Below are 18886 nucleotides of genomic sequence, written 5' to 3'. Positions count from 1 at the left end.
TGCGCGGCAGGACATGTTCCGTAACACGCGGCCGGAGTTGTCTAACGTGGGCGCGACCGCCGCGCAACCTCGTGGAAACCCGTCGCCCGGACCCTACGTCCATGGGCACCTCCCCGCACCCGGCCGCGCCCGGTCCGCTGACCGGCTTCACCGTCGGAGTGACCGCGGCCCGCCGCCGCGACGAACTCGTGGCGCTGCTGACCCGGCGCGGCGCCCGCGTGGTCGAGGCACCCGCGATGCGGATCCTCCCGCTGGAGGACGACATCGCGCTGCGCCGCGCCACCGAGCGCTGCCTCACCGCACCCCTGGACTACGTGGTGGCGACCACAGGAGTCGGCTGGCGCGGTTGGATGAGCGCGGCCGACGGCTGGGGGCGCGGCGCGGAGCTGGCCGCCGCCTGTCGCGACGCGGTCGTGCTGACCCGCGGCCCCAAGGCGACCGGGGCGGTGCGCGCCAGCGGACTGGACGAGGCGTACTCCCCGCACAGCGAGGCCACCGACGAACTGCTCACCTGGCTGCTGGCCCGACGGCTGACCGGGCGCCGGATCGCGGTGCAGGAACACGGCCTGCCGCTCACCTCGTTCAGCGCCGCCCTGCGCGAACGCGGCGCCGAGGTCGTCTCTGTGCCCGTCTACCGGTGGGCGCCCCCGGAGGACCCGGGCCCGGTACGGCGGCTGGTCGAGCAGACGGTCCGCCGCGAGGTGCACGCGGTGACCTTCACCAGTGCCCCCGCGATCACCGCGTTCCTCCAGACAGCGTCCGCCGACGGCCGGTACGAAAAGGTTCTTGAGGCTATGCGCACCGACGTGCTGTCCGTCTGCGTCGGCCCGGTCTGTGGCCGCCCGCTGGTGGACGCCGGCCTTCCTGTCGTCTGGCCCGAACGCGGGCGACTCGGCGCGCTTGTCCGCACGCTGACCGATACGCTGCCTGCCCGCAACCGCCAGGAGATCTGCCTCGGAGAGCGCGCGTTGGTGCTCCAGGGCAGCGCGCTGCTGGTGGACGGCGAGAGCCGCTGGCTGTCCCCGAAGAGCGCGATCCTGCTGCGGGCGCTGGCGGAGCGGCCGGGGCGGGTGCTCAGCCGCGCCGAGCTGATGCGCCGCGCCTGGGCGGACTCCGACGCCGACGAGCACGCCGTCGAGGCCGCGGTCGCCCGGTTGCGCGCCTCGCTGGGGCCGCACAGCGACCTGGTGCGGACGGTCCCCAAGCGCGGATACCGGCTGGCGGCGCTGTAACGTCCCCTGCTGTATCCGGCGCCCTGCCCGCCCGGGACCCTACCGCCGCCTCAACGCCGACGCCGCCACGATCGCGTCGTCGCTGCACGCCCGGCTCCCCTGCGGTGACACCCGCCCGCCTCGGCGCGGCGGGCCCTGCCGCCGAGGAGTCCGCCGCCGCACTGCGCGCGCGGGGACATGACCGCGTCTCGGTCGCCGGCTACCTGATGGGGGCGGGTCATCCACTCGGAGGACCCAACCGCCCCACCCAGGGGCCGGGACCTGCTTGGCGCGTCCCGCACCCCACACCCCGGTCACCTGGCAGAACCTCGCCATCGGCACACTGAAGCCGACAGGAGTCACCGACATCACCGCCCGGCTCCGCCACGACGCCCGAGCAGGGGACGGGCCGGGAACAGGCGCTCGCCTCCGGTCGGGCGCGGGCCCGCGCGTGCCGCGCCGCCCTCGCGGCCGCGCCGCGCTCCCCCACGCCGGACGGGACTTCACCGCGCCGCACGGTGGCATGACGACGCGGTTGCGCACCGGCGATGTCACCGGGTCCCGACTCGCCGTCGCCGTCGAACGGCTCGGGGTTCGCCTGCCGCCCGGTCCGCGCTTGGGGGTGGGGTGGTGCCTCCGTGTCCTACGGGCGCCGTCCTCTTCACCATCAGCGGCCCGGCCACCGGCAAGGCGGCGGACTGCTCCGTTCGGGCGCGGGGGGACAGGGAGTCCGTCAGCGTCTTCGTGGCTCAGGTGGTCCTGAGGCGGCCGTCCCTGACACTCCGGCCGCCCCAGGGGCGCCATCATGATGCTGCTCCGACGCCGGACCCCTACCCGGCTCGGCCAGGACCTGGGCGGGGCGATGCGGGAGATCGTGCGGATGGGTACGGTCCGGGCGCCGCAGTCCAGGCGACGGCTGCGACGGTCGCCAGCAGGGCGGCCCCGGCCACCGGCAGGACCCGGCCACCGAGCATGCCCCGGCCGAGACCGAGGACACGGCGGCGAGGCCGATGACCGCCCCGGTCAGACCGCAGACTGGACGCCGGTCTGCGCGACCCGCAACTCCTGGAGCAGGTCGCCCCACCGGCGGTCCGCTCGCTCCTCCGCGCTCTCCTGCCGCCCTGCGTCGGCGGACGGCTCGCGGTCGCCTGCACTCATCGCCGGTCCCTCCCTACGCGGTTCACGAACGCCGACTGGGTCAGCCCGGGAGTGACGCTCGCCGGCCACGAACGGTGGTGCGACGGTTGTCGGGCCGGGCAGGCCGCCACTCCTTCGAGGGTCCCATCCTCGGCTCCGGGACGGCCGTGTGCGCCGCCGACGCGGGTCACACAGCCCGATCCCCCCAGAGCGCCACCCAGCCAGGCGAAGCGAGCGAGTCGCGGAGCCGCCCGGGAGCACGTTCCTCACAGGTGTCCCTGTCCGTCCTACGAGGACCGAAAACGCCTCGAGCACGGGCCGGGAGCGAGAGGGTCCTCAGCCACCGCGCCGCACGGCCCGGCAGTGGCCTGCCCGAGGCGCTGTACTTGCGGGACCACCTCACCCGGCAGATCGAACTGGCCGACTCCGCGGAAGACGCGGGCGAGCGGTCCGCGCGCTGCACCTTCGTGGTGGTCGGCGCCGGCTACACCGGCACGGAAGTCGCAGCGCACGGGCAGCTGTTCACTCGCGCTCTGGCCCGTCGGCGCCCACTCTGTCCCGCGCATGTGTCCGTCCGCACTGGCTGCTGCTCGACGTCGCCGACAGGGTTCTTCCCGAACTCGGTCGCAGGCTGTCCGACGACGCCGACCGCGCACTGCGCCGTCGCGGTGTGGAGGTGCTCACCGGCACGTCGGTGGAGGAGGCCGTGGCCGACGGCGTGTGCCTGACCGGCGGCAGGTTCGTGCCCACACGGTCCCTCGTCTGGTGTGTCGGCGTCCGTCCCGATCCGCTGGTCGCGGAGCTGGGCCTGGAGACGGCCAAGGGACGCTTGACGGTGGACGAGTACCTGAACGTGCCCGGCCGTCCCGACGTGTTCGCCGCAGGTGACGCTGCCGCCGTACCCGACCTCGCCGGCCCGGGGAGCGTCACGCCGATGACCGCTCAGCACGCGGTACGGCAGGGCCGAACGGCCGCCCGCAACATCGCGGCGTCTCTCGGGCACGGCGAACCGCGCCCCTATCGGCACCACGACCTCGGTTTCGCCGTGGATCTCGGCGGCTTCCAGGCCACCGCAGATCCGCTGTGCATACCGCTGTCAGTATCCGTCGCGAAAGCCGTGACCAGGGGCTACCACCTGTCATCGCTGCCGGGCAACCGCGCCCGGGGGGCCGCCGACCGGCTACTGGACGCTGTGCTCCCCCGCCAGGCCGTCCAGCTCGGGCTGTTCCGCAGCCCGGCTGTCCCGCTGGAGAACGCGTCACCGGAAACCCCCGCGTCGCCGGGCGCCCAGCAGCGCCGGGACGGCGGCCCCGATCTTCACCAGGACGGGACCTGATCCCGATGATCCGGCCCGCCCGTCGTCCTGCGCGCAGGGTGTCATTCGCGGGCCGCGGGATACCCGCAAGGTGCCGTAGGAGGTGGTCGAACCGATGAGTTCCGAGACGGTACTGCGAGCCGGACGGCGCACCGTCCGGATCAGCCGGGCGGACAAGTTGCTCTTCCCCGGTGACGGCCTCACCAAAGCCGACCTCGCGAGCTACTACCGCGCCGCTGCCCCACGGATGCTGCCACACCCGCGGGGGCGGGCACTGATGCTGGAGCGGCACCCTGACGGCATCGAGGGGGAGAGTTTCATGCAGAAGGAGGTGTCGCACTACTTTCCCGACCGGGTGCACCGCACGACCGTGTCCAAGGAGGGCGGGTCGGTCACGCACCTGGTCTGCGACGACACCGCCACTCTACATGGCGGGACAGGCGTGTGTCACCCCGCACCGCTGGCTGAGCAGGGCCGACCGCCCGCACCACCCCGACCGGCTCGTCTTCGACCTTGACCCGGCCCGGACGACTTCGCTCCTGTGCGCCAATGCGCACGCCTGCTGCACGCACTGCTCGACGAACTGCGCCTGCCCTCCGCGGTGATGACGACCGGGTCGCGGGGTCTGCACGTTCTGGTGGCGCTGGACCGGCGCGCTCCTGACGACGACGTGCACGCCTTCGCCCATGACGTTGCCGGCGTTCTCGCCGAACGCCATCCGCAGGAGCTCACCACCGCCGCGCAAGCAGGCCCGACGCGACCGGCTCTATCTGGACGTTCAACGCATCGGCTATGCCCAGACCTCTGTGGCCCCCTACGCGGTCCGCGCGCGCCCGGGCGCTCCAGTCACCATGCCGCTGACGTGGGCGGAGGTCGACGACCCGGCCAGCACGGTGAGGCGCTGGTCCCTCACCGACATCGAGGAACGCCTGGCCGACCCCGATCCGTGGCAGGACGCGGCCTTGAAACGCGGCCGCCCACTCGCCGCGGCCCGGCATAGGCTCGGCCGCCTCCAGGGACGGTCCGTGGTGTGATCCGGCGTGCCGGTCTGACGTGCCGCCCGCCGGTACGGTTCCGCGCGACCTGCCCCGCAGCGTCAGGGTTCCGTTGTCGCCGCCGTGTGGCATCGGTCTGCCGTTCCGGTGACTCCGACTGGGCCTTGTGCCCCAGGTGGTGCACTTGCGCATGCGTGTGGCTCGGGCAGACATGAGGCTGGGGCCATGAAGGAAGAACGCGCCCGTCAGGCCCGATCGGCGTCCAGCCGCACCAGTGCTCGTCCGAAGCCGGTCTCAGGCGCAGAGGACGCGGCACGCCAAGCCGCCGGGACTCTCGGCGAACTGATCGGGCGCCCGACGGAGGGCTGTTCCGAAGTCGCGCCCACCGAGGACGAGGGTTGGCGGGTGTCGGTGGACGTCGTGGAGGTCCCCCGTATCCCGGACACCACCAGCTTGCTGGCGACGTACGAGGTGGAACTGGGCAAGGACGGCTCGCTCGTCAGCTACCGCCGGGTCCGCCGCTACTGGCGCGGCGCGGCCGACACGTGATCGCCCTGCCGCGATTCCGACCGGCGCTGACGACCCCGTAGGCCCTGACCGGCAACTGATCTGCCCTCACCTGTCCTGGATCATCCACCCGAAGGAACGGTGTCCTTGTGACCGTCATAACCGATGAAGTCGTCTGCGCGCCCCGTGCAGGCACCTTGTACGACGTCCTGGACCTCATCCTCGACCGGGGCATCGTCATCGACGTGTTCATCAGGGTGTCCCTGGTCGGCATCGAGATCCTGAAGATCGATGCCCGCATCGTCGTGGCGAGTGTCGACACGTATCTGCGGTTCGCCGAGGCGTGCAACCGGCTCGATCTGGAAAACGACTCCACCAGCCGTACCGTGCCGGAACTCTTCGGAGGTGCCGGGGCCGTGAAGAAGGCGGGGGCCAAGAAGGCGGCCCGCTCGGTGGGCGGCAAGGTCAAGGAGGCCATCGGTGTTGGTGACGACAAGGACGAGCGGGAAGAGGAGCGGCCTCGGCGCCGTACGCCTGCCCGCTCCGGGGGCCGTAGCCCTTCCCGGCGCCGTGACGAGGAAGGCTGAGCCAAGTTGAGCGTGTACGTCTACGGGCTGACCCGAGCGGGGCTCGCCCTGCCGCGGCCACTACATGGGGTCGGCGATCCACCGGCCCGGCTCCGCAAGCTGGTCGCGGGGAGCCTGGCCGCCGTGGTCAGCGCCGCACCGGAGAAGGTGCGCGCCTGCCGAAGGGATCTGCAGGCGCACCAGGCCGTCCTGCTCGCGGTCGCCGGCCTCGGCCCGCTGCTTCCCAGTCGGTTCGGTGTGGTGGCCGCCGGTGACGACGACGTGCTGGCGCGACTGCACGACGGGCCCGAGGGCTACGCGGCGGCGCTGGACCGGGTGGCGGACCGCGTGGAGTTGAACCTCAAGGTGTTCCCGCGCGAAGGCGGCCTGATGGATCTGGTCCGCGAGGACCCGGGAGTGCGCCGACTACGGCAGGAGGTTCGGCAGCGGCCCGGCTACGACGCGAGCATCCGGCTCGGCGAGGCCGTCATGACGGGTCTGTGCCGCAGGGCTGCCGCGGTGGCACGCGAAGCCGTGGTGGCGCTCACCGCCCTGGCCGATGAGGTCCAGGCCGGACCGGAGGTCCCTGGCTGCGTGCTCAACCTGTCCTTCCTCGTTCCCGACGCTCACATGACCGACTGCCGCGAGGTGGTCGACGACCTCGCCGAGCAGTTCGCCGACCGGGCGGACCTGCGGTTGACCGGGCCGCTGCCCTGCTACAGCTTCTGCGAACTGCCCACTCCGGCCGGTGTGTGAGATGGGCCTGTTGAAGGGCTTGCTCTTCCTACCCCTCGCCCCGGTCCAAGGCGTCGGCTGGATCTCGAAGGTGCTGCTGGACGCGGCGGAGGCCGAGATGTACGACCCGACCGTGCTCCGGGCCCGGCTCGCCGCGCTCCATCGCGCCTACGACGAAGGCGAGATCGACATCGAGTACTTCGACGCCGAGGAAGAGCGGCTGCTGGACCTGCTGGAACAACCCGCAACCGGGCGTCCAACGGCCGGCCATCCGAGAGGTGCTCGCTGATGAACAACTCGTGCAAGACAGCGGTAGCCACGGCGGTGGCAGGCGGCTACGTCCTGGGCCGCACCCGCAAGGCGAAGGCGGCTTTCGCGATCGCGACGCTGATCGCCGGCCGCCGGATCGGCCTGTCCCCCGCGGCGCTCGCCGCCGAGGGCATGCGCCAACTGCGGGAGCACCCGGGATTGGAGGGGCTTCGCAATCAGATCCGGGACGAACTGATGACCGCCGTGCGCAGCGCGACGTCAGCCTCCGCCGACCGGAAGTTCTCCGCGTTTGCCGACGCGCTGCGCGAACGCCGCCGCGGTGAACTGGAGGACACCGAGGCCGACGAAGACGACGGGTACGACGACGAGGACGGGTACGACGACGAGGAGGTCGGCGACGAGGGGCCGCAGGAGGAGCGAGCGGCGCCGAAGAAGGCGCGCCCGGCCAAGAAGGCCGAGAAGCGCACCGCAAAAGCCAGGAGCGGCGCACCGGAGAAGAAGCCGGCGGCGAAGAAGGCAGCCGCGAAGAAGGCCGCACCCGCCAAGAAGGCAGCGGGCAAGAAGACTGCGCCGGCGAAGAAGTCGACGTCCGGCAGGTCCCAGTCCGGTTCGAACCGGCGCGGAAGGTAGGCGGACATGGCCGAGAACAACGGGGAGTCCGAGAGCCCGAGGGGGCTCGATGACCTGCGCGAGGAGCTGGGGAACTTCCTGACCGACCTGGCACAGCAACTGGTCGGCAAGGCAGGCGACAAGGTGTCCGGCCTTACCGACCGTTTGACCGATGTGGCTGAGGGCGAGGGTGGCCTGATGGGCGCCGGAAGCCGGATGCTCAAGGGCGACTCACCACTCAAGGCGCTGGTGGGCCAGAAGGCGACGGACGCCAAGGACAAGGTGGTGGACAAGGTGAAGGACTCCGTCGGTGGAGGAGGGGGCAAGGGCGGCAGCAACATCAAGGCGGTCAACATCGTCGAGACGCTCGACGTCGGTGTCCCGCTGCGTACGGCGTACGACCAGTGGACGCAGTTCGAGGACTTCAGCGAGTTCACCAAGGGTGTCCGCAACGTCTCCCAGTCTGACGACGTCGAGACCGACTGGAACGTGAAGGTCGGTCCGTCCAGCCGCAGTTGGAAGGCGACGATCCAGGAGCAGGTCCCTGACGATCGGATCGTGTGGACCTCCGAAGGCGCCAAGGGCAGTACACACGGTGCCGTCACCTTCCATGAACTCGGGCCCACCCTGACGCGGATTCTCGTGGTCGTCGAGTACTACCCGGCCGGATTCTTCGAGAAGACCGGCAATCTCTGGCGTGCCCAGGGCAGACGCCTGCGTCTGGACCTCAAGCACTTCGGCCGCCACGTCACCCTCAACGCGGACGAGGAGTTGGAGGGCTGGCGCGGCGAGATCCGTGACGGCGAGGTCGTCCGCTCCCACGAGGAGGGGCTGCAGGACGACGAGGACGAGGAGTACGCGGACGACGAGTACGAGGACGGGAACGAGGACGACGAGGAAGAGGAAGACGACGGCGGCGAGGAGGACGGCGACGGCGAGGAGGACGAGGAAGAGGAAGAAGAGGAAGAGGACGAGGAAGGGCGGCCTCGGAGTCGGCGCCGGAGCAGGCGATGACAGGATTCGACTTCCCCACTGAGGTGACCCCCTACAACCCTCCTCCGTCGACGGCGAACCTGGCGGACATCCTGGAGCGCATCCTCGACAAGGGCATCGTCATCGCCGGGGACATCAAGATCGAGCTCCTGGACATCGAACTGCTGACGATCCGGCTGAGGCTGTTCATCTCCTCGGTGGAGACAGCCAAGAAGGCCGGCATCGACTGGTGGGAGACCGACCCTGCTCTCTCCTCCCGCGCGGCCGAAAACGCACTCAGCCGGGAGAACCAGGAGCTGCGGGACAGGCTGGCCCAGCTGGAGAGCCAGCCGGCCCTCGCCCCCAAGCGCCGGCGGCCGAAGGAGAACGCGTGAGCGCCACACCGGCGTGGGCCCCTGCGGTGTGTCCCGACGGCACGACGGCCATGTGCGTGTTCGCGGTCCGCGGCAACCCCGATCCGACCGGGCTTGTCGGCGTCCGCGGACACTCTGGGGGCAGCCCCCTGCGTCTGCTGGAGTTGCCCGGCTCCCTGTGGGCCGTCGTGCAGAGCGTTCCCGCCGAGGACTTCACCGAGGAAGCGCTACGGCAGCGGCTCTCCGATCCGGCGGCCCTGGAGGCATGTGCGCGCGCCCACCACGCCGTCGTCACGGCGGCCGCCGCGGACGGTCCGGTCGTTCCGCTGCCGCTCGCCACCCTGTTCACGGACCCGAACCGGGCCGTAGCCACTCTGGATGAGCAGCGCACGCACTTCCTCGCCGTACTGGACCGTGTGGCGGGCCGCTCCGAGTGGGCTGTCAAAGTCCATGTGCGGCAGGTCGGCGATGACAGCGGCCGCTGCGGTACCGACCCGGACAGGGCCGCCCCCGGTGGGGGCTTGGCCTACCTGAACCGGGTACGTGCCCGGGAGCGTGACCGCCACGCCCGGCAGGAAGCCGTCGGGCGGGCGGCGCAGCACGTCTACGACACCTCAGCCGCCTTCGCCGTCGCCGCCGTACGCCGACGGCCCCACGGCGCCGACATCACTGGCCGTGACCGGACCCAAGTACTCAATGCGGCCTTCCTCGTCGAGAGCACGCGCGCCGCCGACCTGGTCACGGCAATCCGAGCGATGGACGACACCTTCGAAGGCTTGGACGTGGAAACCGAGGTGTCAGGTCCCTGGGTGCCTTACTCCTTCACCGGCGAAGACGACTCATGACATCCGGGACCGGCGTCGTTCCGTGGCAGGGCCCGGACAGCGGCGCACCGCTGGGCGTGCCGCTCGTCGACCTGCTCGACCGGGTTCTGGCCACCGGCATCGTCATCAGCGGTGACCTCGTCATCGCCATCGCCGACGTCCCACTGATCCGCCTGTCCCTCCACGCCCTGCTCGCCTCGGTCAGCGAACGCGTCCCGGCCCCCTGGAACGACGGAGGTCCGCTGTGACCGCCCCCCGCGTCGACATCGACCCCGACAACGCGGCACGCGACCTGGTCTCCCTGGTCCTCACCGTGGTTGAACTCCTGCGCCAGCTCCTCGAACGGCAGGCCGTGCGGCGCATCGACCAGCAGGACCTGACTCCCGATCAGGAGGAACGACTCGGCACCACCCTCATGCTCCTCGACGGTGCCATGACCGATTTGTGCACCCACCACAACCTCCGCCGAGAAGACCTCAATCTCGACCTCGGCCCCCTGGGGCACCTGCTCCCGCAGGAGAACTGGTGAGGTGGCCGACGGCGGGGCCACCAGTACCGCTCCGGAGAGCGCCGTAGTGATCGGAATCGACGCCGCTTGGCAGTCAGGATGGCTGGCTCTGGTCGCGGTGGGCCAGGGCCACGGCGGGGGCGGGGCCCAGGCTCACCAGGCGTTCCAGACCGGCCGTCATGACCTGCGCCCACCTCCGGACCGTGCCCACATCTGTTCCTCGAAGGCGGGGGCGGCCCCGTCCGGATCTTCCGGGCAGAGCGATGGACGCAGCGCGTTCGGTATCGCGCACGTCGCGAAGGATCTGGGTATCCACAAGGGGGCCCTGCGCGGCTGGGTCCGCCAGGCCGAGGCCGACCGCGGTGAGCGTGACGACCGGTTGACCACCACCGAGCAGGACGAGCTCAGGCAACTCCGCCGGGAGAATGCCGAGTTGAGGCGGGCGAACGAGATCCTCAAGGCAGCCTCGGTGTTTTTTGCTCAGGAGACCGACTGTCCCCGGACGAGGCCGAGCAGGTGATCGGCCACCTGCGTGGCAGAGGTCTCGGGGTCGATCCCGTCTGCCGGGTTCTTCAGCTGTCGCCATCGACGTACGTCGCCCGCAAGGAGCGGCCGAAGCCGGCCCGTCGGCTCCGCGACGAACGGCTCATGCCGCTGATCGAGCGGGTCCACGCGGAGTCGGGTGGCACGTACGGTGCCCGCCGGATCACCCGCGCGCTCGGGCGCAAGGGCCACGAGGTGGCCCGCTGCACCGTCGAGCGGCTGATGGCCGAGTTTGGACTGGAGGGCGCGATCCGTGGACGGCGGCGTCGCACGACAGTTCCGGAGCCGTCGGCGCCGCGCCCGCCGGACCTGGTCGACCGGGACTTCACCGCGAGCCGGCCGGACCAGCTGTGAGTCGCCGACATCACGTATGTCCGCACCTGGTCGGGCTGGGCGTATGTGGCGTTCGTCCTGGACGTGTACTCCCGGATGATCGTCGGCTGGCAGGTCGCGAACCACATGCGGACCGAACTCCCGCTGGACGCACTGGAGATGGCCCTGTGGAGGCGGAGGATCACGAAGGACTCCGGCCTCGTCCATCACAGCGACCGGTTGAACTCGCCCGATACGTATCAATTCGGTACACCGACCGGCTCGCCGACCTCGGCGCTTCCGCCTCCGTCGGGTCCGTCGCCGACAGCTGCGACAACGCCATGGCCGAGGCCCTGAACGGCACGTTCAAGGCCGAGTTGATCGAGATGCAAGGCCCCTGGAAGGACATCGACCAGGTCGAACGGGCGATCTTCCAGTGGATCACCTGGTACAACGAGGAACGGCTCCACTCCGCACTCGACTACGTGCCGCCCGCCGAGCACGAACAGGGCTACTGGCGACGCCAGGAACCAGTCCCACAGTCTGCCTGAAACAAGATCACCGGACTCTACGAAACTCGGGGCAGCTCACATCAGCCCGCACCGGAGGTTCGGTGCGGGCGCCGCGGCCGATCGACGGCGTGACGTCATCGCAGGAACTCCGCCGCGAGGCGCGCCGCAGCCGGCAGGTCTCGCCCGGGCAGCCGAGCACCGGCTGCGCCGTGGAGGCCGCACCTCGCAGACGCCGGGCCGCCACCCGGAACCTGTGCCTGGGTCAGGTCTTTCACTGCGGGAACTTTTCGCTGCCTGCAAGAGACAACTCCCTATGACAGCGCGCGGCAACGCCCTCAGCCGTGCACAGGTGAAGGGTGATCGATGTTCATCGCGTTCAGGCGGCTCCGCCGCGTACTGTCTGCGTCGGTGCTGGTAATGGTGGCAGCCGGGTCGGTGACCGCCTGCGGAAGTTCCGCCGACCATGCGGCCGGCAGCACTCCCGGCGGTGCTGCGAGGCGTTCGGCCACCGGCTATCCGCTCACCGTTGACAATTGCGGGTACAAGGAGACGTTCACGAAGGCTCCGCGGCGGGTGGTGATCCTCAACGGGGTCTCCGTGGGCGAGGTGGAGTCCTTCATCGAGCTGGGCCTGCAGAAGACGATCATCGCCAACACGCAGAACTACGGTGTCTCCGACATTCCCGGTATGCAGCAGCAGATAGCCGCCCTGCCGAAAGGCGGGCTGACCATGAACCAGAACTACGGCGTGCCGGCCGAGCAGTTGATCGCCGCGAAGCCCGATCTGGTGGTGTCTCCCTATGCCGGCGGTTTCGACAGCAAGTCGGGCTTCGCCACCCGCGAGGAGCTGGCCAAGCTCGGTATCCGCACGATCGTCACCCCCGCCAACTGCGCCAACGGCAACCCGGAGGCCACCGCGGCGGAGAAGCAGTTCTACAACAAGGCGGGGGTGACCACCAGCTTCGACTTCCTGAACCTCCTGGGCAGGATCTTCGATGTCCCGGACAAGGCGGCGTCGGTCGTGTCCGGCGAGAAGGCGACGCTGGCGCGGGTGGCCAAGGCGGTCGCGCCCGACAAGGACGTGCGGGGCCTGATCGCCGGGCCCGGGGCGACGCCCGATGCTCCGTACGTGTGGACCGGAGGTGTCTTCGACGACGTGCTTCGCCGGGCCGGAGTGACCAACGCGTTCGCCGGTCAGCCTCGCGAGGCGACCATCAGCGCGGAGCAGCTCGCGAAGGCCGATGTGGGCATCCTCGTGCTCTTCGTCGACGGCAGCGTGGACGCGCCGTCCGCCGCGGCCAGGATCTTCGCCGAGCATCCGCTCTGGGCGGCGTCGAAGGCGAAGCGGTACGTCGTGGTCCACGACGGGATGTACTTCGGACCGGCAGCCGTCGACGGCGTGGAGAAGGTCGCCCGTGCGGCCCATCCTGATGCGTTCTGAGGTGTCGGCGCTCCCCGTGTCGGCGTCACGCTCGCGTCCTGGTGCCGGTCGGGTGGCCGTCACCGCCTGTCTGCTGGTCGCCGGCCTGATGGTCGCGATGGTGGCCGGCGTGTGCCTCGGCAGCGTTCACCTCGGTGTCGGCGACGTGCTGGGGGCCGTCGGGGACAACCTGACTGGACGGGCCTCGCGGGTGGACCCGATCGACCAGTACATCATCTGGGATCTGCGGGTGCCGCGCGTGCTGCTGGCCGCGCTGGTGGGCGCCGCGCTCGCGCTGGCCGGAACCGCCCTGCAGGGGCTGGTGCGCAATCCGCTGGCCGATCCCTACGTGATCGGGGTCTCCTCCGGCGGAACGCTCGGCGCCGTGCTGGTGATGGCCTACGGCACGACCGCACTCGCGGGGCTGTCGGTGTCCGTGGCCGCGTTCGCCGGAGCGGTGGTCGTGCTCGTCGCGGTGTTCGCCTTCGCCCAGATCTCCGGGACCTTCACGGATTCCCGGCTCGTGCTGGCCGGCGTCGCGCTCAGCTACGTCACCACCGCGATCACCAGCTTCGTACAACTGCAGGCCCAACCGGACCAGATCAGCGGCATCCTCTTCTGGACACTGGGCAGCGTCGCCGCTGCCCGGTGGAGCAACGTCCTGCTGCCGCTGATCGTCACCGTGCTGTGCGGCGGATGGCTGCTCACGCGCGGCCGCGGCCTCAACGCCCTGGCTCTCGGCGACGACGACGCGACGGCGGTGGGCGTCGACATCCGGACGTTCCGCCTGGGACTGCTGGTCGTGGCCGCGCTGCTCACGGCGGTCTCGGTCAGCAACGCCGGCGGCGTGGGCTTCGTCGGCCTGATCGTCCCGCAGACGGTGCGGCTCGTCGTAGGCGGCGACCACCGCCGACTGCTACCGCTGTCGGCCGTGGCCGGCGCGCTGCTGCTGGTCTGTGTCGATCTGGTCGCGCGCACCGTGGCCAGCCCGGCCGAGCTTCCGTTGACGATCTTCACCTCGCTCATCGGGGGACCGCTGTTCCTCATGATGATGCGACGGAAACCAGCCGAACAGGGGTGACAGCGCGATGAGGATCAGCGTGAGCGACGTCAGCGTGCGCATCGGTCCGCGTACGCTCATCGACGAGGTCGACCTGACCATCGCCGAAGGCTCGTTCGTCGCGATCGTAGGCCCCAACGGAGCAGGCAAGTCGACGCTGCTGCGCACCATCTACCGAGCGGTGCGCCCCGACGCCGGAGCCGTGGTCATCGGCGACACCGACGTATGGACGGCCCGACCACGCGATGTCGCCCGCCTGCGCGCGGTCGTCACCCAGCACCAAGCGGCAGCCGACGGCCTCCTCGTGCGCGACATCGTGGCGACCGGCCGGTTCGCCCGCCAACGCTGGTACCAACGCGACGGCCACGGCGACCACGACGCCGTGGACACCGCGCTCGACCGCTGCCGTGTCGGCCACCTCGCCCAACGGACGTTCCAGACACTGTCCGGCGGTGAGCGACAGCGCGTGCTGCTCGCCCGAGCCCTGGCACAGGACGCTCCCGTGCTGCTGCTCGACGAACCCACCAACCACCTCGACATCACCGCGCAGCTCGACACCCTCACGTTGCTCGCCGACCTGCCGGTGACCCGTATCGCCGTGCTGCACGACCTCGACCACGCCGTGGCCTACGCCGACACCCTGGTCGTGATGCACCAGGGAGTCCTCGTCGCAAAGGGATCACCCGAAGAGGCACTCACCCCGGATCTCGCCGAGCGGGTCTTCCGCGTCCGCGCACAGGTCGTGGACCACCCCATCACCAGTCGCCCACACCTCGTCGTCGCGCCGCTGTCCCCCGACAAGGCGGAGCGCCCAACAGACCGCCGGGGTCCGCCCGACGAGCGGCGTGACAGGAGCTGACGGTCACGGAAAAGCGGCAGCCGGCCGTCGAGGTGACGGCGAGGTCCGCGGCAGGTGAGCCATGGTCACGACGGCATCGGTCGCCACGCTCGGCCGAGGGCAGCGAGTCCTCGGTCACGGTGGTGCTCGCGGGTGCGTGACGGTGGCGATCACGGCTGCTCCTCCTTCAGCGGGTGCCCCCTTGAGTGGTCGTCCTGCCCTCCTCGGAAGTTCCACGTGACTCCCCGCGGGCTGAGGCGCGGGAGGCACACCGGCGCGCGGCTCGCCGCGCCCGTGCTTCGGAGGTGCTCGGTGCGTCGGCGTCACGCGACGGCGTCAGGGGTATGTCGCCGACGAGTGCGGCGGCACGTACGACCGGCGTCGCGGCGCTCAGCACGGGCGACCCCGAGAAGGTGGAGGAACGATGACCGACCTCAGCAACCTGCAGCCCCTGGCGACGTTCTGCGGCAAGTGCGACTGCGGCTGTCCGCAACTCTTCGTCGATCCGTCAGCGCCGGCGGACCGTCGGATCGTGATCACCGACGACTTCGGGCAGCGCGTGGAGATGAGCGCGGATCAGTTCGCGGACCTTGTGGCGGACGCGAAAGCCGGAAAGCTCGACGCGGTGGCCACGGCCTGACCGCGTTTCCAAGAGCCGGGCAGGGGTACCGCGCGGCCGGGCCGGGCGACGGCCGCCCCTGCCGCCGGGACGGGACTTTCCGGGTGTCATGATGGCTGGGCCATGGATCGTCCCGTTCGGGCTGCCGCCGACTTCAGACTGGTCAGGGCCGCGGTGTTCGCCGCGGCCTGCGTCCTGTTGTCGGCCCTGGGCCACGGAGTTGCGTCGGGCATGCCGGTCGGCGCCGGAACGCTGGTGGCCGGGTGGCTGGCCGTGATGTGCGTGGTCGTTCCCCTGGCCGGGCGCCGCAGGTCGCTGCGCGGCATCACCGCCGGTCTGGCGGCCGGCCAGCTCGGGCTCCACCTGATGTTCTGCCTGGCTCAGGGCACTTCGGGGGCATCCGGCTCGATGGCACCCCAGGAGCACGGCGTCATGGCGCTGGCCGCTCGTCTGGTGTGCGGGGGCCTGCCCGCGGGCTCGACGCCGGCTGACGCGGCGCACCTCGTACGGCAGGCGGGCCTCGCGCAGGCTGTCGCCGTTCCTGCCGGCTCGGCCGCCATGCCGGGAATGGGTTCTCCCGGATCGTCCGGCATGGGGATGGGCCTCATGCTGACGCCGGGCATGGTGACCGCGCACCTGCTGGCGGCCCTGGTGATGGGACTGCTGCTGTGGCGCGGCGAGGCGGCGCTCTGGCACCTCGCCCGGCAATCGGGTCGCGTGCTCGCTCCGGCCACGACCGCGGTGCTCGTCGCCGTGCGGGCCGGGTGCGCCGTGCTCGTCCTCCTCGCCGCGCGAGCCGGGCTGGAGGACGGCGAGCGGCGAGCGGCGCGGGCGGCCCACCGGCGCCCGGAGCGGCGCCGACCGAAGGCCGTTTCCGTACGGCACAGCGTGGTACGCAGGGGGCCACCCCCGGTGGCGGCCACGGCCTGACAGACCGTCACGCACACGGTGCGTGCTTGTCCTCATGGCCGGGGCGGTACTACCGGCGGGCTCGTGAACGACCCGCCGGAACATCCGGCCGGACCCCGGGGCAAACCCGGACCGTCGCTCTCAGCGGCGACCGGAACACCCCCGACGGCTCCCGCGAACTCCCGTGCACGCGCGACATGGCGGGGCGGTCGCGGGGGTCCTCGTCCCTGCCCGGGCGAGGGACGCGTCCGCGCCGGACCCTGCCTTCCTCCGTGCGTACCGGGCACGCACGGAACCACCACGCCGTCCTCACCCTGCCGTGCGCTGCCCGCAGACGGGTCGCACCGCGGGGTGGACGGCCGTGCACCAGAGGAAATCCGTCCATGCGTCACCACCGTCCGACCGCCGCCGCGGTCGCGCTCGCAGCCGTGTGCGCCCTCGCAGGGTGCAGCGGCTCTTCCGACAGCGGACCCGTCGCCAAGATCTCGACCCCGCCGTCCTCGTCGACTCACGGGGCCATCGTCTTCGACACGCCGTTCCCGAAACCCGCCCTGGATCTGACCGACCAGGACGGCAAGCGCTACGACCTGGTCCGGCGGACCGCCGGACGACCGCTGCTGCTGTACTTCGGCTACACCCACTGCCCCGACGTGTGCCCGACGACCATGGCCGACCTGGCCGGAGCCGTCCAACGGCTGCCGACCGGCAGCCCGCGCCCGACGGTCGTCTTCGTCACGACCGACCCGCAGCGTGACACTCCTGGCCGGCTCAAGCAGTGGCTTCGGGAGTTCGACCCCCATTTCGTGGGCCTGACCGGCGACTTCGGCACCATCCAGCGCGCCGCGCGCGGCCTCGGCATCGGTGTCTCGGCGCCGGTCCGCAACGCCGACGGAAGCGAGAGCGTCACCCACGGCGCCGAAGTCGTCGTCTTCTCCCCCAAGGACGACAAGGCACACCTGCTCTATCCCTCCGGCACGCCCGAGAGCCGCTTCGCCGCCGACCTGCCCCGCCTCGTCCAGGGAGCCACCCCGTGAACCACCGCACCGTCTCAGCCGTCGCGGTCGTGCTCGTCGCCGCCACGGCCGCCCTGACCGGCTGCTCCCACTCCTCCTCTGCGGGTTCGGCCACCGGCCGCCCCCGCCTCCACGTCTCCGGCGCCTACGTGCCCCGGCCGCCGCTCACGGACATGGCGACCGGTTACTTCACCGTCACCAACACCGGCTCGGCCGCCGACGCGCTGACCGGCGTCACCAGCGACCTCGCACCGATGGTGTCGCTGCACGTCACGACCGACACCGACGCGATGAAAGGAGTCTCGTCGCTGCCCATACCCGCTCACGGCTCGCTCGTGCTGAAGACCGGCGGCAACCACCTGATGCTCATGAACCTCACGGAACGGCCCGCCGTCGGCCGGCAGGTCACCTTCCACCTGCGGTTCGCCCACTCCGGACCGGTCACAGTCAAAGCGCCGGTCGAACCGGCCACCTACCAGCCCAAGAGCTGAACCCCGCCCGGGGGCGCCCCGTCCCGGTCACACCCGGGCGGGGCGCTCCGCCGAACCGTGCGCACCCCTTGAGGGAAGGACTCCCATGAATCCCGCCACCGCCCTGCTCCACGCCGGCGGCGCCATGCCGTCGATGCCGGGCATGAACGGCATGCCAGGCAAGAGCAACACCGGCATGAGCGGCCCGATGTGGATGCCACAGGCACCGCCGACCCTCGGACGCCTCCTGGCCTGGCACCCGCAACCGGTGCCGGTCGAAGCGGTGGCCTGCCTGCTGGCGCTGCTGCTGTACGGTGCCGCGGTCGTACGGCTGCGGCGCCGCGGCGACCGCTGGCCACTGCACCGCAGCGCCGCGTGGCTCGCGGGCGTCGCCACGGTCGCGACCGTGACCTGCACCGGGATCGGCGGCTACGGCATGGCCCTGTTCAGCGTCCACATGGTCCAGCACATGGTGCTGTCGATGCTCTCCCCGATCCTGGTGCTCCTCGGTGCGCCCGTCACGCTCGCCCTGCGCGCGCTGCCGGCCGCGGCGGGCGGCCGCACCGGCCCGCGCGAGCTCCTCGTCCGCCTGCTGCACAGCCGCTTCACGCAAGTGGTCTCCTCCCCGCTGTTCACGCTGCCGCTGTTCATCGCCAGCCTCTACGCCCTCTACTTCACCCCGCTGTTCGACTGGGCCATGAGCACCTGGCTCGGCCACGAGTGGATGCTCGCCCACTTCCTCGCCACCGGGCTGCTGTTCTTCTGGCCGATCATGGGCATCGACCCCGCCCCACGGCGGCCCAGCCACCTCATGCGGATGCTGGAACTGTTCATCGGCATGCCCTTCCACGCCTTCTTCGGCATCGCCGTGATGATGTCCAGCGGCCTGCTCGTCGGCTACTTCGCCCACCCGCCCGCCAGTTGGCACATCAGCGCGCTGAGCGACCAGTCCACCGGCGGCGGCATCGCCTGGGCGTTCAGCGAGGTCCCCACCCTGCTCGTCCTGCTGGCCCTGCTCGCCCAGTGGTTCGCCTCCGACCGCCGCACCGCGGCCCGCTCCGACCGCCAAGCGCTCCGCGACGACGACGCCGAGCTCACCTCCTACAACGCCTACCTGACCCGCCTCGCCGCCGCCGACCAGCGGCACGCGGGCTGACGCCCGCGACAA

The 18886-nt window shown here is 71.1% G+C and carries 24 protein-coding genes and 3 pseudogenes; 25 read left to right on the top strand and 2 right to left on the bottom strand.

All coding sequences use genetic code 11. From position 1 onward, the window contains the following. Window positions 1-101: 101 nt before the first annotated feature. On the top strand, window positions 102-1232 hold the full coding sequence (locus OG370_RS32875) for a uroporphyrinogen-III synthase (RefSeq protein ID WP_328470679.1): 1131 nt from the start codon (window positions 102-104) through the stop codon (window positions 1230-1232). A 1014-nt stretch (window positions 1233-2246) separates the two neighbouring features. Here the strand turns inward: OG370_RS32875 and OG370_RS32870 are convergent. After that, window positions 2247-2369 (bottom strand): annotated as a pseudogene (locus OG370_RS32870) (DUF6328 family protein); the annotation flags it as partial. A gap of 344 nt (window positions 2370-2713) precedes the next feature. On the opposite strand from OG370_RS32870, the pseudogene OG370_RS32865 reads away from it, so the two are divergent. From OG370_RS32865 to OG370_RS32795, 16 genes and pseudogenes are all read left to right on the top strand, one after another. After that, window positions 2714-3654: pseudogene (locus OG370_RS32865) on the top strand (NAD(P)/FAD-dependent oxidoreductase); the annotation flags it as partial. A 124-nt stretch (window positions 3655-3778) separates the two neighbouring features. Further along, window positions 3779-4697, top strand: a pseudogene (gene ligD / locus OG370_RS32860) (non-homologous end-joining DNA ligase). A gap of 186 nt (window positions 4698-4883) precedes the next feature. Further along, window positions 4884-5207, top strand: a complete 324-nt coding sequence (locus OG370_RS32855) for a gas vesicle protein GvpO (RefSeq protein WP_328470677.1) — start codon at window positions 4884-4886, stop codon at window positions 5205-5207. Between the two features lie 107 nt (window positions 5208-5314). Further along, complete coding sequence (gene gvpJ, locus OG370_RS32850) at window positions 5315-5752, top strand: gas vesicle protein GvpJ (protein WP_328470675.1); 438 nt, start codon at window positions 5315-5317, stop codon at window positions 5750-5752. Window positions 5753-5764: 12 nt separating this feature from the next. Beyond that, on the top strand, window positions 5765-6487 hold the full coding sequence (locus OG370_RS32845) for a GvpL/GvpF family gas vesicle protein (RefSeq protein WP_328474650.1): 723 nt from the start codon (window positions 5765-5767) through the stop codon (window positions 6485-6487). Window position 6488: 1 nt separating this feature from the next. Next, on the top strand, window positions 6489-6755 hold the full coding sequence (locus OG370_RS32840; RefSeq protein ID WP_328470673.1) for a gas vesicle protein GvpG: 267 nt from the start codon (window positions 6489-6491) through the stop codon (window positions 6753-6755). Then, window positions 6755-7366 (top strand): hypothetical protein, encoded by a 612-nt coding sequence (locus OG370_RS32835; RefSeq protein ID WP_328470672.1) that lies wholly within the window; start codon window positions 6755-6757, stop codon window positions 7364-7366. The genes OG370_RS32840 and OG370_RS32835 overlap by 1 nt, the downstream gene beginning before the upstream one ends. 6 nt (window positions 7367-7372) lie before the next feature. Beyond that, window positions 7373-8359 (top strand): SRPBCC family protein, encoded by a 987-nt coding sequence (locus OG370_RS32830; RefSeq protein ID WP_328470671.1) that lies wholly within the window; start codon window positions 7373-7375, stop codon window positions 8357-8359. Next, entirely contained in the window at window positions 8356-8712 is a 357-nt protein-coding gene (locus OG370_RS32825; RefSeq protein WP_328470670.1) for a gas vesicle protein, read from the top strand. The genes OG370_RS32830 and OG370_RS32825 overlap by 4 nt, the downstream gene beginning before the upstream one ends. Further along, entirely contained in the window at window positions 8709-9536 is an 828-nt protein-coding gene (locus OG370_RS32820; RefSeq protein ID WP_328470668.1) for a GvpL/GvpF family gas vesicle protein, read from the top strand. Before OG370_RS32825 ends, OG370_RS32820 begins: the two co-directional genes overlap by 4 nt. Further along, window positions 9533-9763, top strand: a complete 231-nt coding sequence (locus OG370_RS32815; protein ID WP_328470666.1) for a gas vesicle protein — start codon at window positions 9533-9535, stop codon at window positions 9761-9763. The genes OG370_RS32820 and OG370_RS32815 overlap by 4 nt, the downstream gene beginning before the upstream one ends. Beyond that, window positions 9760-10044 (top strand): gas vesicle protein K, encoded by a 285-nt coding sequence (locus OG370_RS32810; protein WP_328470664.1) that lies wholly within the window; start codon window positions 9760-9762, stop codon window positions 10042-10044. The genes OG370_RS32815 and OG370_RS32810 overlap by 4 nt, the downstream gene beginning before the upstream one ends. A gap of 1 nt (window position 10045) precedes the next feature. After that, a complete protein-coding gene (locus OG370_RS32805; protein WP_328470662.1) occupies window positions 10046-10543 on the top strand; it encodes a transposase in 498 nt (165 codons plus the stop codon). Further along, window positions 10540-10920, top strand: coding sequence for an IS3 family transposase (locus tag OG370_RS32800; RefSeq protein ID WP_328470660.1), 381 nt, complete (start codon window positions 10540-10542; stop codon window positions 10918-10920). The genes OG370_RS32805 and OG370_RS32800 overlap by 4 nt, the downstream gene beginning before the upstream one ends. A 9-nt stretch (window positions 10921-10929) precedes the next feature. Further along, window positions 10930-11235 carry a DDE-type integrase/transposase/recombinase gene (locus tag OG370_RS41585; RefSeq protein WP_443060912.1) on the top strand — a complete coding sequence of 102 codons (306 nt, stop codon included), beginning with the start codon at window positions 10930-10932 and terminating at the stop codon, window positions 11233-11235. Beyond that, window positions 11220-11429, top strand: a complete 210-nt coding sequence (locus OG370_RS32795) for an integrase core domain-containing protein (RefSeq protein WP_328470658.1) — start codon at window positions 11220-11222, stop codon at window positions 11427-11429. The genes OG370_RS41585 and OG370_RS32795 overlap by 16 nt, the downstream gene beginning before the upstream one ends. Before the next feature lie 296 nt (window positions 11430-11725). On the opposite strand, the gene OG370_RS32790 is transcribed toward OG370_RS32795, so the two are convergent. Beyond that, complete coding sequence (locus OG370_RS32790) at window positions 11726-11899, bottom strand: hypothetical protein (RefSeq protein ID WP_328470656.1); 174 nt, start codon at window positions 11897-11899, stop codon at window positions 11726-11728. 64 nt (window positions 11900-11963) lie between these two features. On the opposite strand from OG370_RS32790, the gene OG370_RS32785 reads away from it, so the two are divergent. From OG370_RS32785 to OG370_RS32750, 8 genes are all read left to right on the top strand, one after another. Continuing rightward, window positions 11964-12830 (top strand): ABC transporter substrate-binding protein, encoded by an 867-nt coding sequence (locus OG370_RS32785; protein ID WP_328470654.1) that lies wholly within the window; start codon window positions 11964-11966, stop codon window positions 12828-12830. Between the two features lie 52 nt (window positions 12831-12882). Beyond that, window positions 12883-13890, top strand: a complete 1008-nt coding sequence (locus OG370_RS32780) for a FecCD family ABC transporter permease (RefSeq protein WP_328470652.1) — start codon at window positions 12883-12885, stop codon at window positions 13888-13890. Window positions 13891-13909: 19 nt separating this feature from the next. Then, a complete protein-coding gene (locus OG370_RS32775; RefSeq protein ID WP_328470650.1) occupies window positions 13910-14728 on the top strand; it encodes an ABC transporter ATP-binding protein in 819 nt (272 codons plus the stop codon). Window positions 14729-15131: 403 nt separating this feature from the next. Continuing rightward, window positions 15132-15347 carry a hypothetical protein gene (locus tag OG370_RS32770; RefSeq protein WP_328470648.1) on the top strand — a complete coding sequence of 72 codons (216 nt, stop codon included), beginning with the start codon at window positions 15132-15134 and terminating at the stop codon, window positions 15345-15347. A gap of 102 nt (window positions 15348-15449) precedes the next feature. Next, a complete protein-coding gene (locus OG370_RS32765) occupies window positions 15450-16256 on the top strand; it encodes a hypothetical protein (protein ID WP_328470646.1) in 807 nt (268 codons plus the stop codon). Window positions 16257-16618: 362 nt separating this feature from the next. Continuing rightward, complete coding sequence (locus OG370_RS32760) at window positions 16619-17269, top strand: SCO family protein (RefSeq protein WP_328470644.1); 651 nt, start codon at window positions 16619-16621, stop codon at window positions 17267-17269. Beyond that, window positions 17266-17739: a copper chaperone PCu(A)C gene (locus OG370_RS32755; protein WP_328470642.1), complete on the top strand. Its 474-nt coding sequence runs from the start codon at window positions 17266-17268 to the stop codon at window positions 17737-17739. Before OG370_RS32760 ends, OG370_RS32755 begins: the two co-directional genes overlap by 4 nt. Window positions 17740-17890: 151 nt before the next feature. Then, on the top strand, window positions 17891-18874 hold the full coding sequence (locus OG370_RS32750) for a cytochrome c oxidase assembly protein (RefSeq protein ID WP_443060911.1): 984 nt from the start codon (window positions 17891-17893) through the stop codon (window positions 18872-18874). The last annotated feature ends 12 nt before the right edge of the window (window positions 18875-18886 follow it).

The organism is Streptomyces sp. NBC_00448, from assembly GCF_036014115.1.
GTDB lineage: Bacteria > Actinomycetota > Actinomycetes > Streptomycetales > Streptomycetaceae > Actinacidiphila.
This window is presented reverse-complemented; position numbering and strand designations above follow the sequence as displayed.

What these genes read in the sequence shown, in the direction of transcription:
- OG370_RS32875 (WP_328470679.1), top strand. Translation starts at nt 102, where the DNA reads ATGGGCACCTCCCCGCACCCGGCCGCGCCCGGTCCGCTGACCGGCTTC.
- OG370_RS32855 (WP_328470677.1), top strand. Translation starts at nt 4,884, where the DNA reads ATGAAGGAAGAACGCGCCCGTCAGGCCCGATCGGCGTCCAGCCGCACC.
- OG370_RS32840 (WP_328470673.1), top strand. Translation starts at nt 6,489, where the DNA reads ATGGGCCTGTTGAAGGGCTTGCTCTTCCTACCCCTCGCCCCGGTCCAA.
- OG370_RS32835 (WP_328470672.1), top strand. Translation starts at nt 6,755, where the DNA reads ATGAACAACTCGTGCAAGACAGCGGTAGCCACGGCGGTGGCAGGCGGC.
- OG370_RS32830 (WP_328470671.1), top strand. Translation starts at nt 7,373, where the DNA reads ATGGCCGAGAACAACGGGGAGTCCGAGAGCCCGAGGGGGCTCGATGAC.
- OG370_RS32825 (WP_328470670.1), top strand. Translation starts at nt 8,356, where the DNA reads ATGACAGGATTCGACTTCCCCACTGAGGTGACCCCCTACAACCCTCCT.
- OG370_RS32815 (WP_328470666.1), top strand. Translation starts at nt 9,533, where the DNA reads ATGACATCCGGGACCGGCGTCGTTCCGTGGCAGGGCCCGGACAGCGGC.
- OG370_RS32795 (WP_328470658.1), top strand. Translation starts at nt 11,220, where the DNA reads ATGGCCGAGGCCCTGAACGGCACGTTCAAGGCCGAGTTGATCGAGATG.
- OG370_RS32770 (WP_328470648.1), top strand. Translation starts at nt 15,132, where the DNA reads ATGACCGACCTCAGCAACCTGCAGCCCCTGGCGACGTTCTGCGGCAAG.
- OG370_RS32765 (WP_328470646.1), top strand. Translation starts at nt 15,450, where the DNA reads ATGGATCGTCCCGTTCGGGCTGCCGCCGACTTCAGACTGGTCAGGGCC.
- OG370_RS32760 (WP_328470644.1), top strand. Translation starts at nt 16,619, where the DNA reads ATGCGTCACCACCGTCCGACCGCCGCCGCGGTCGCGCTCGCAGCCGTG.
- OG370_RS32750 (WP_443060911.1), top strand. Translation starts at nt 17,891, where the DNA reads ATGCCAGGCAAGAGCAACACCGGCATGAGCGGCCCGATGTGGATGCCA.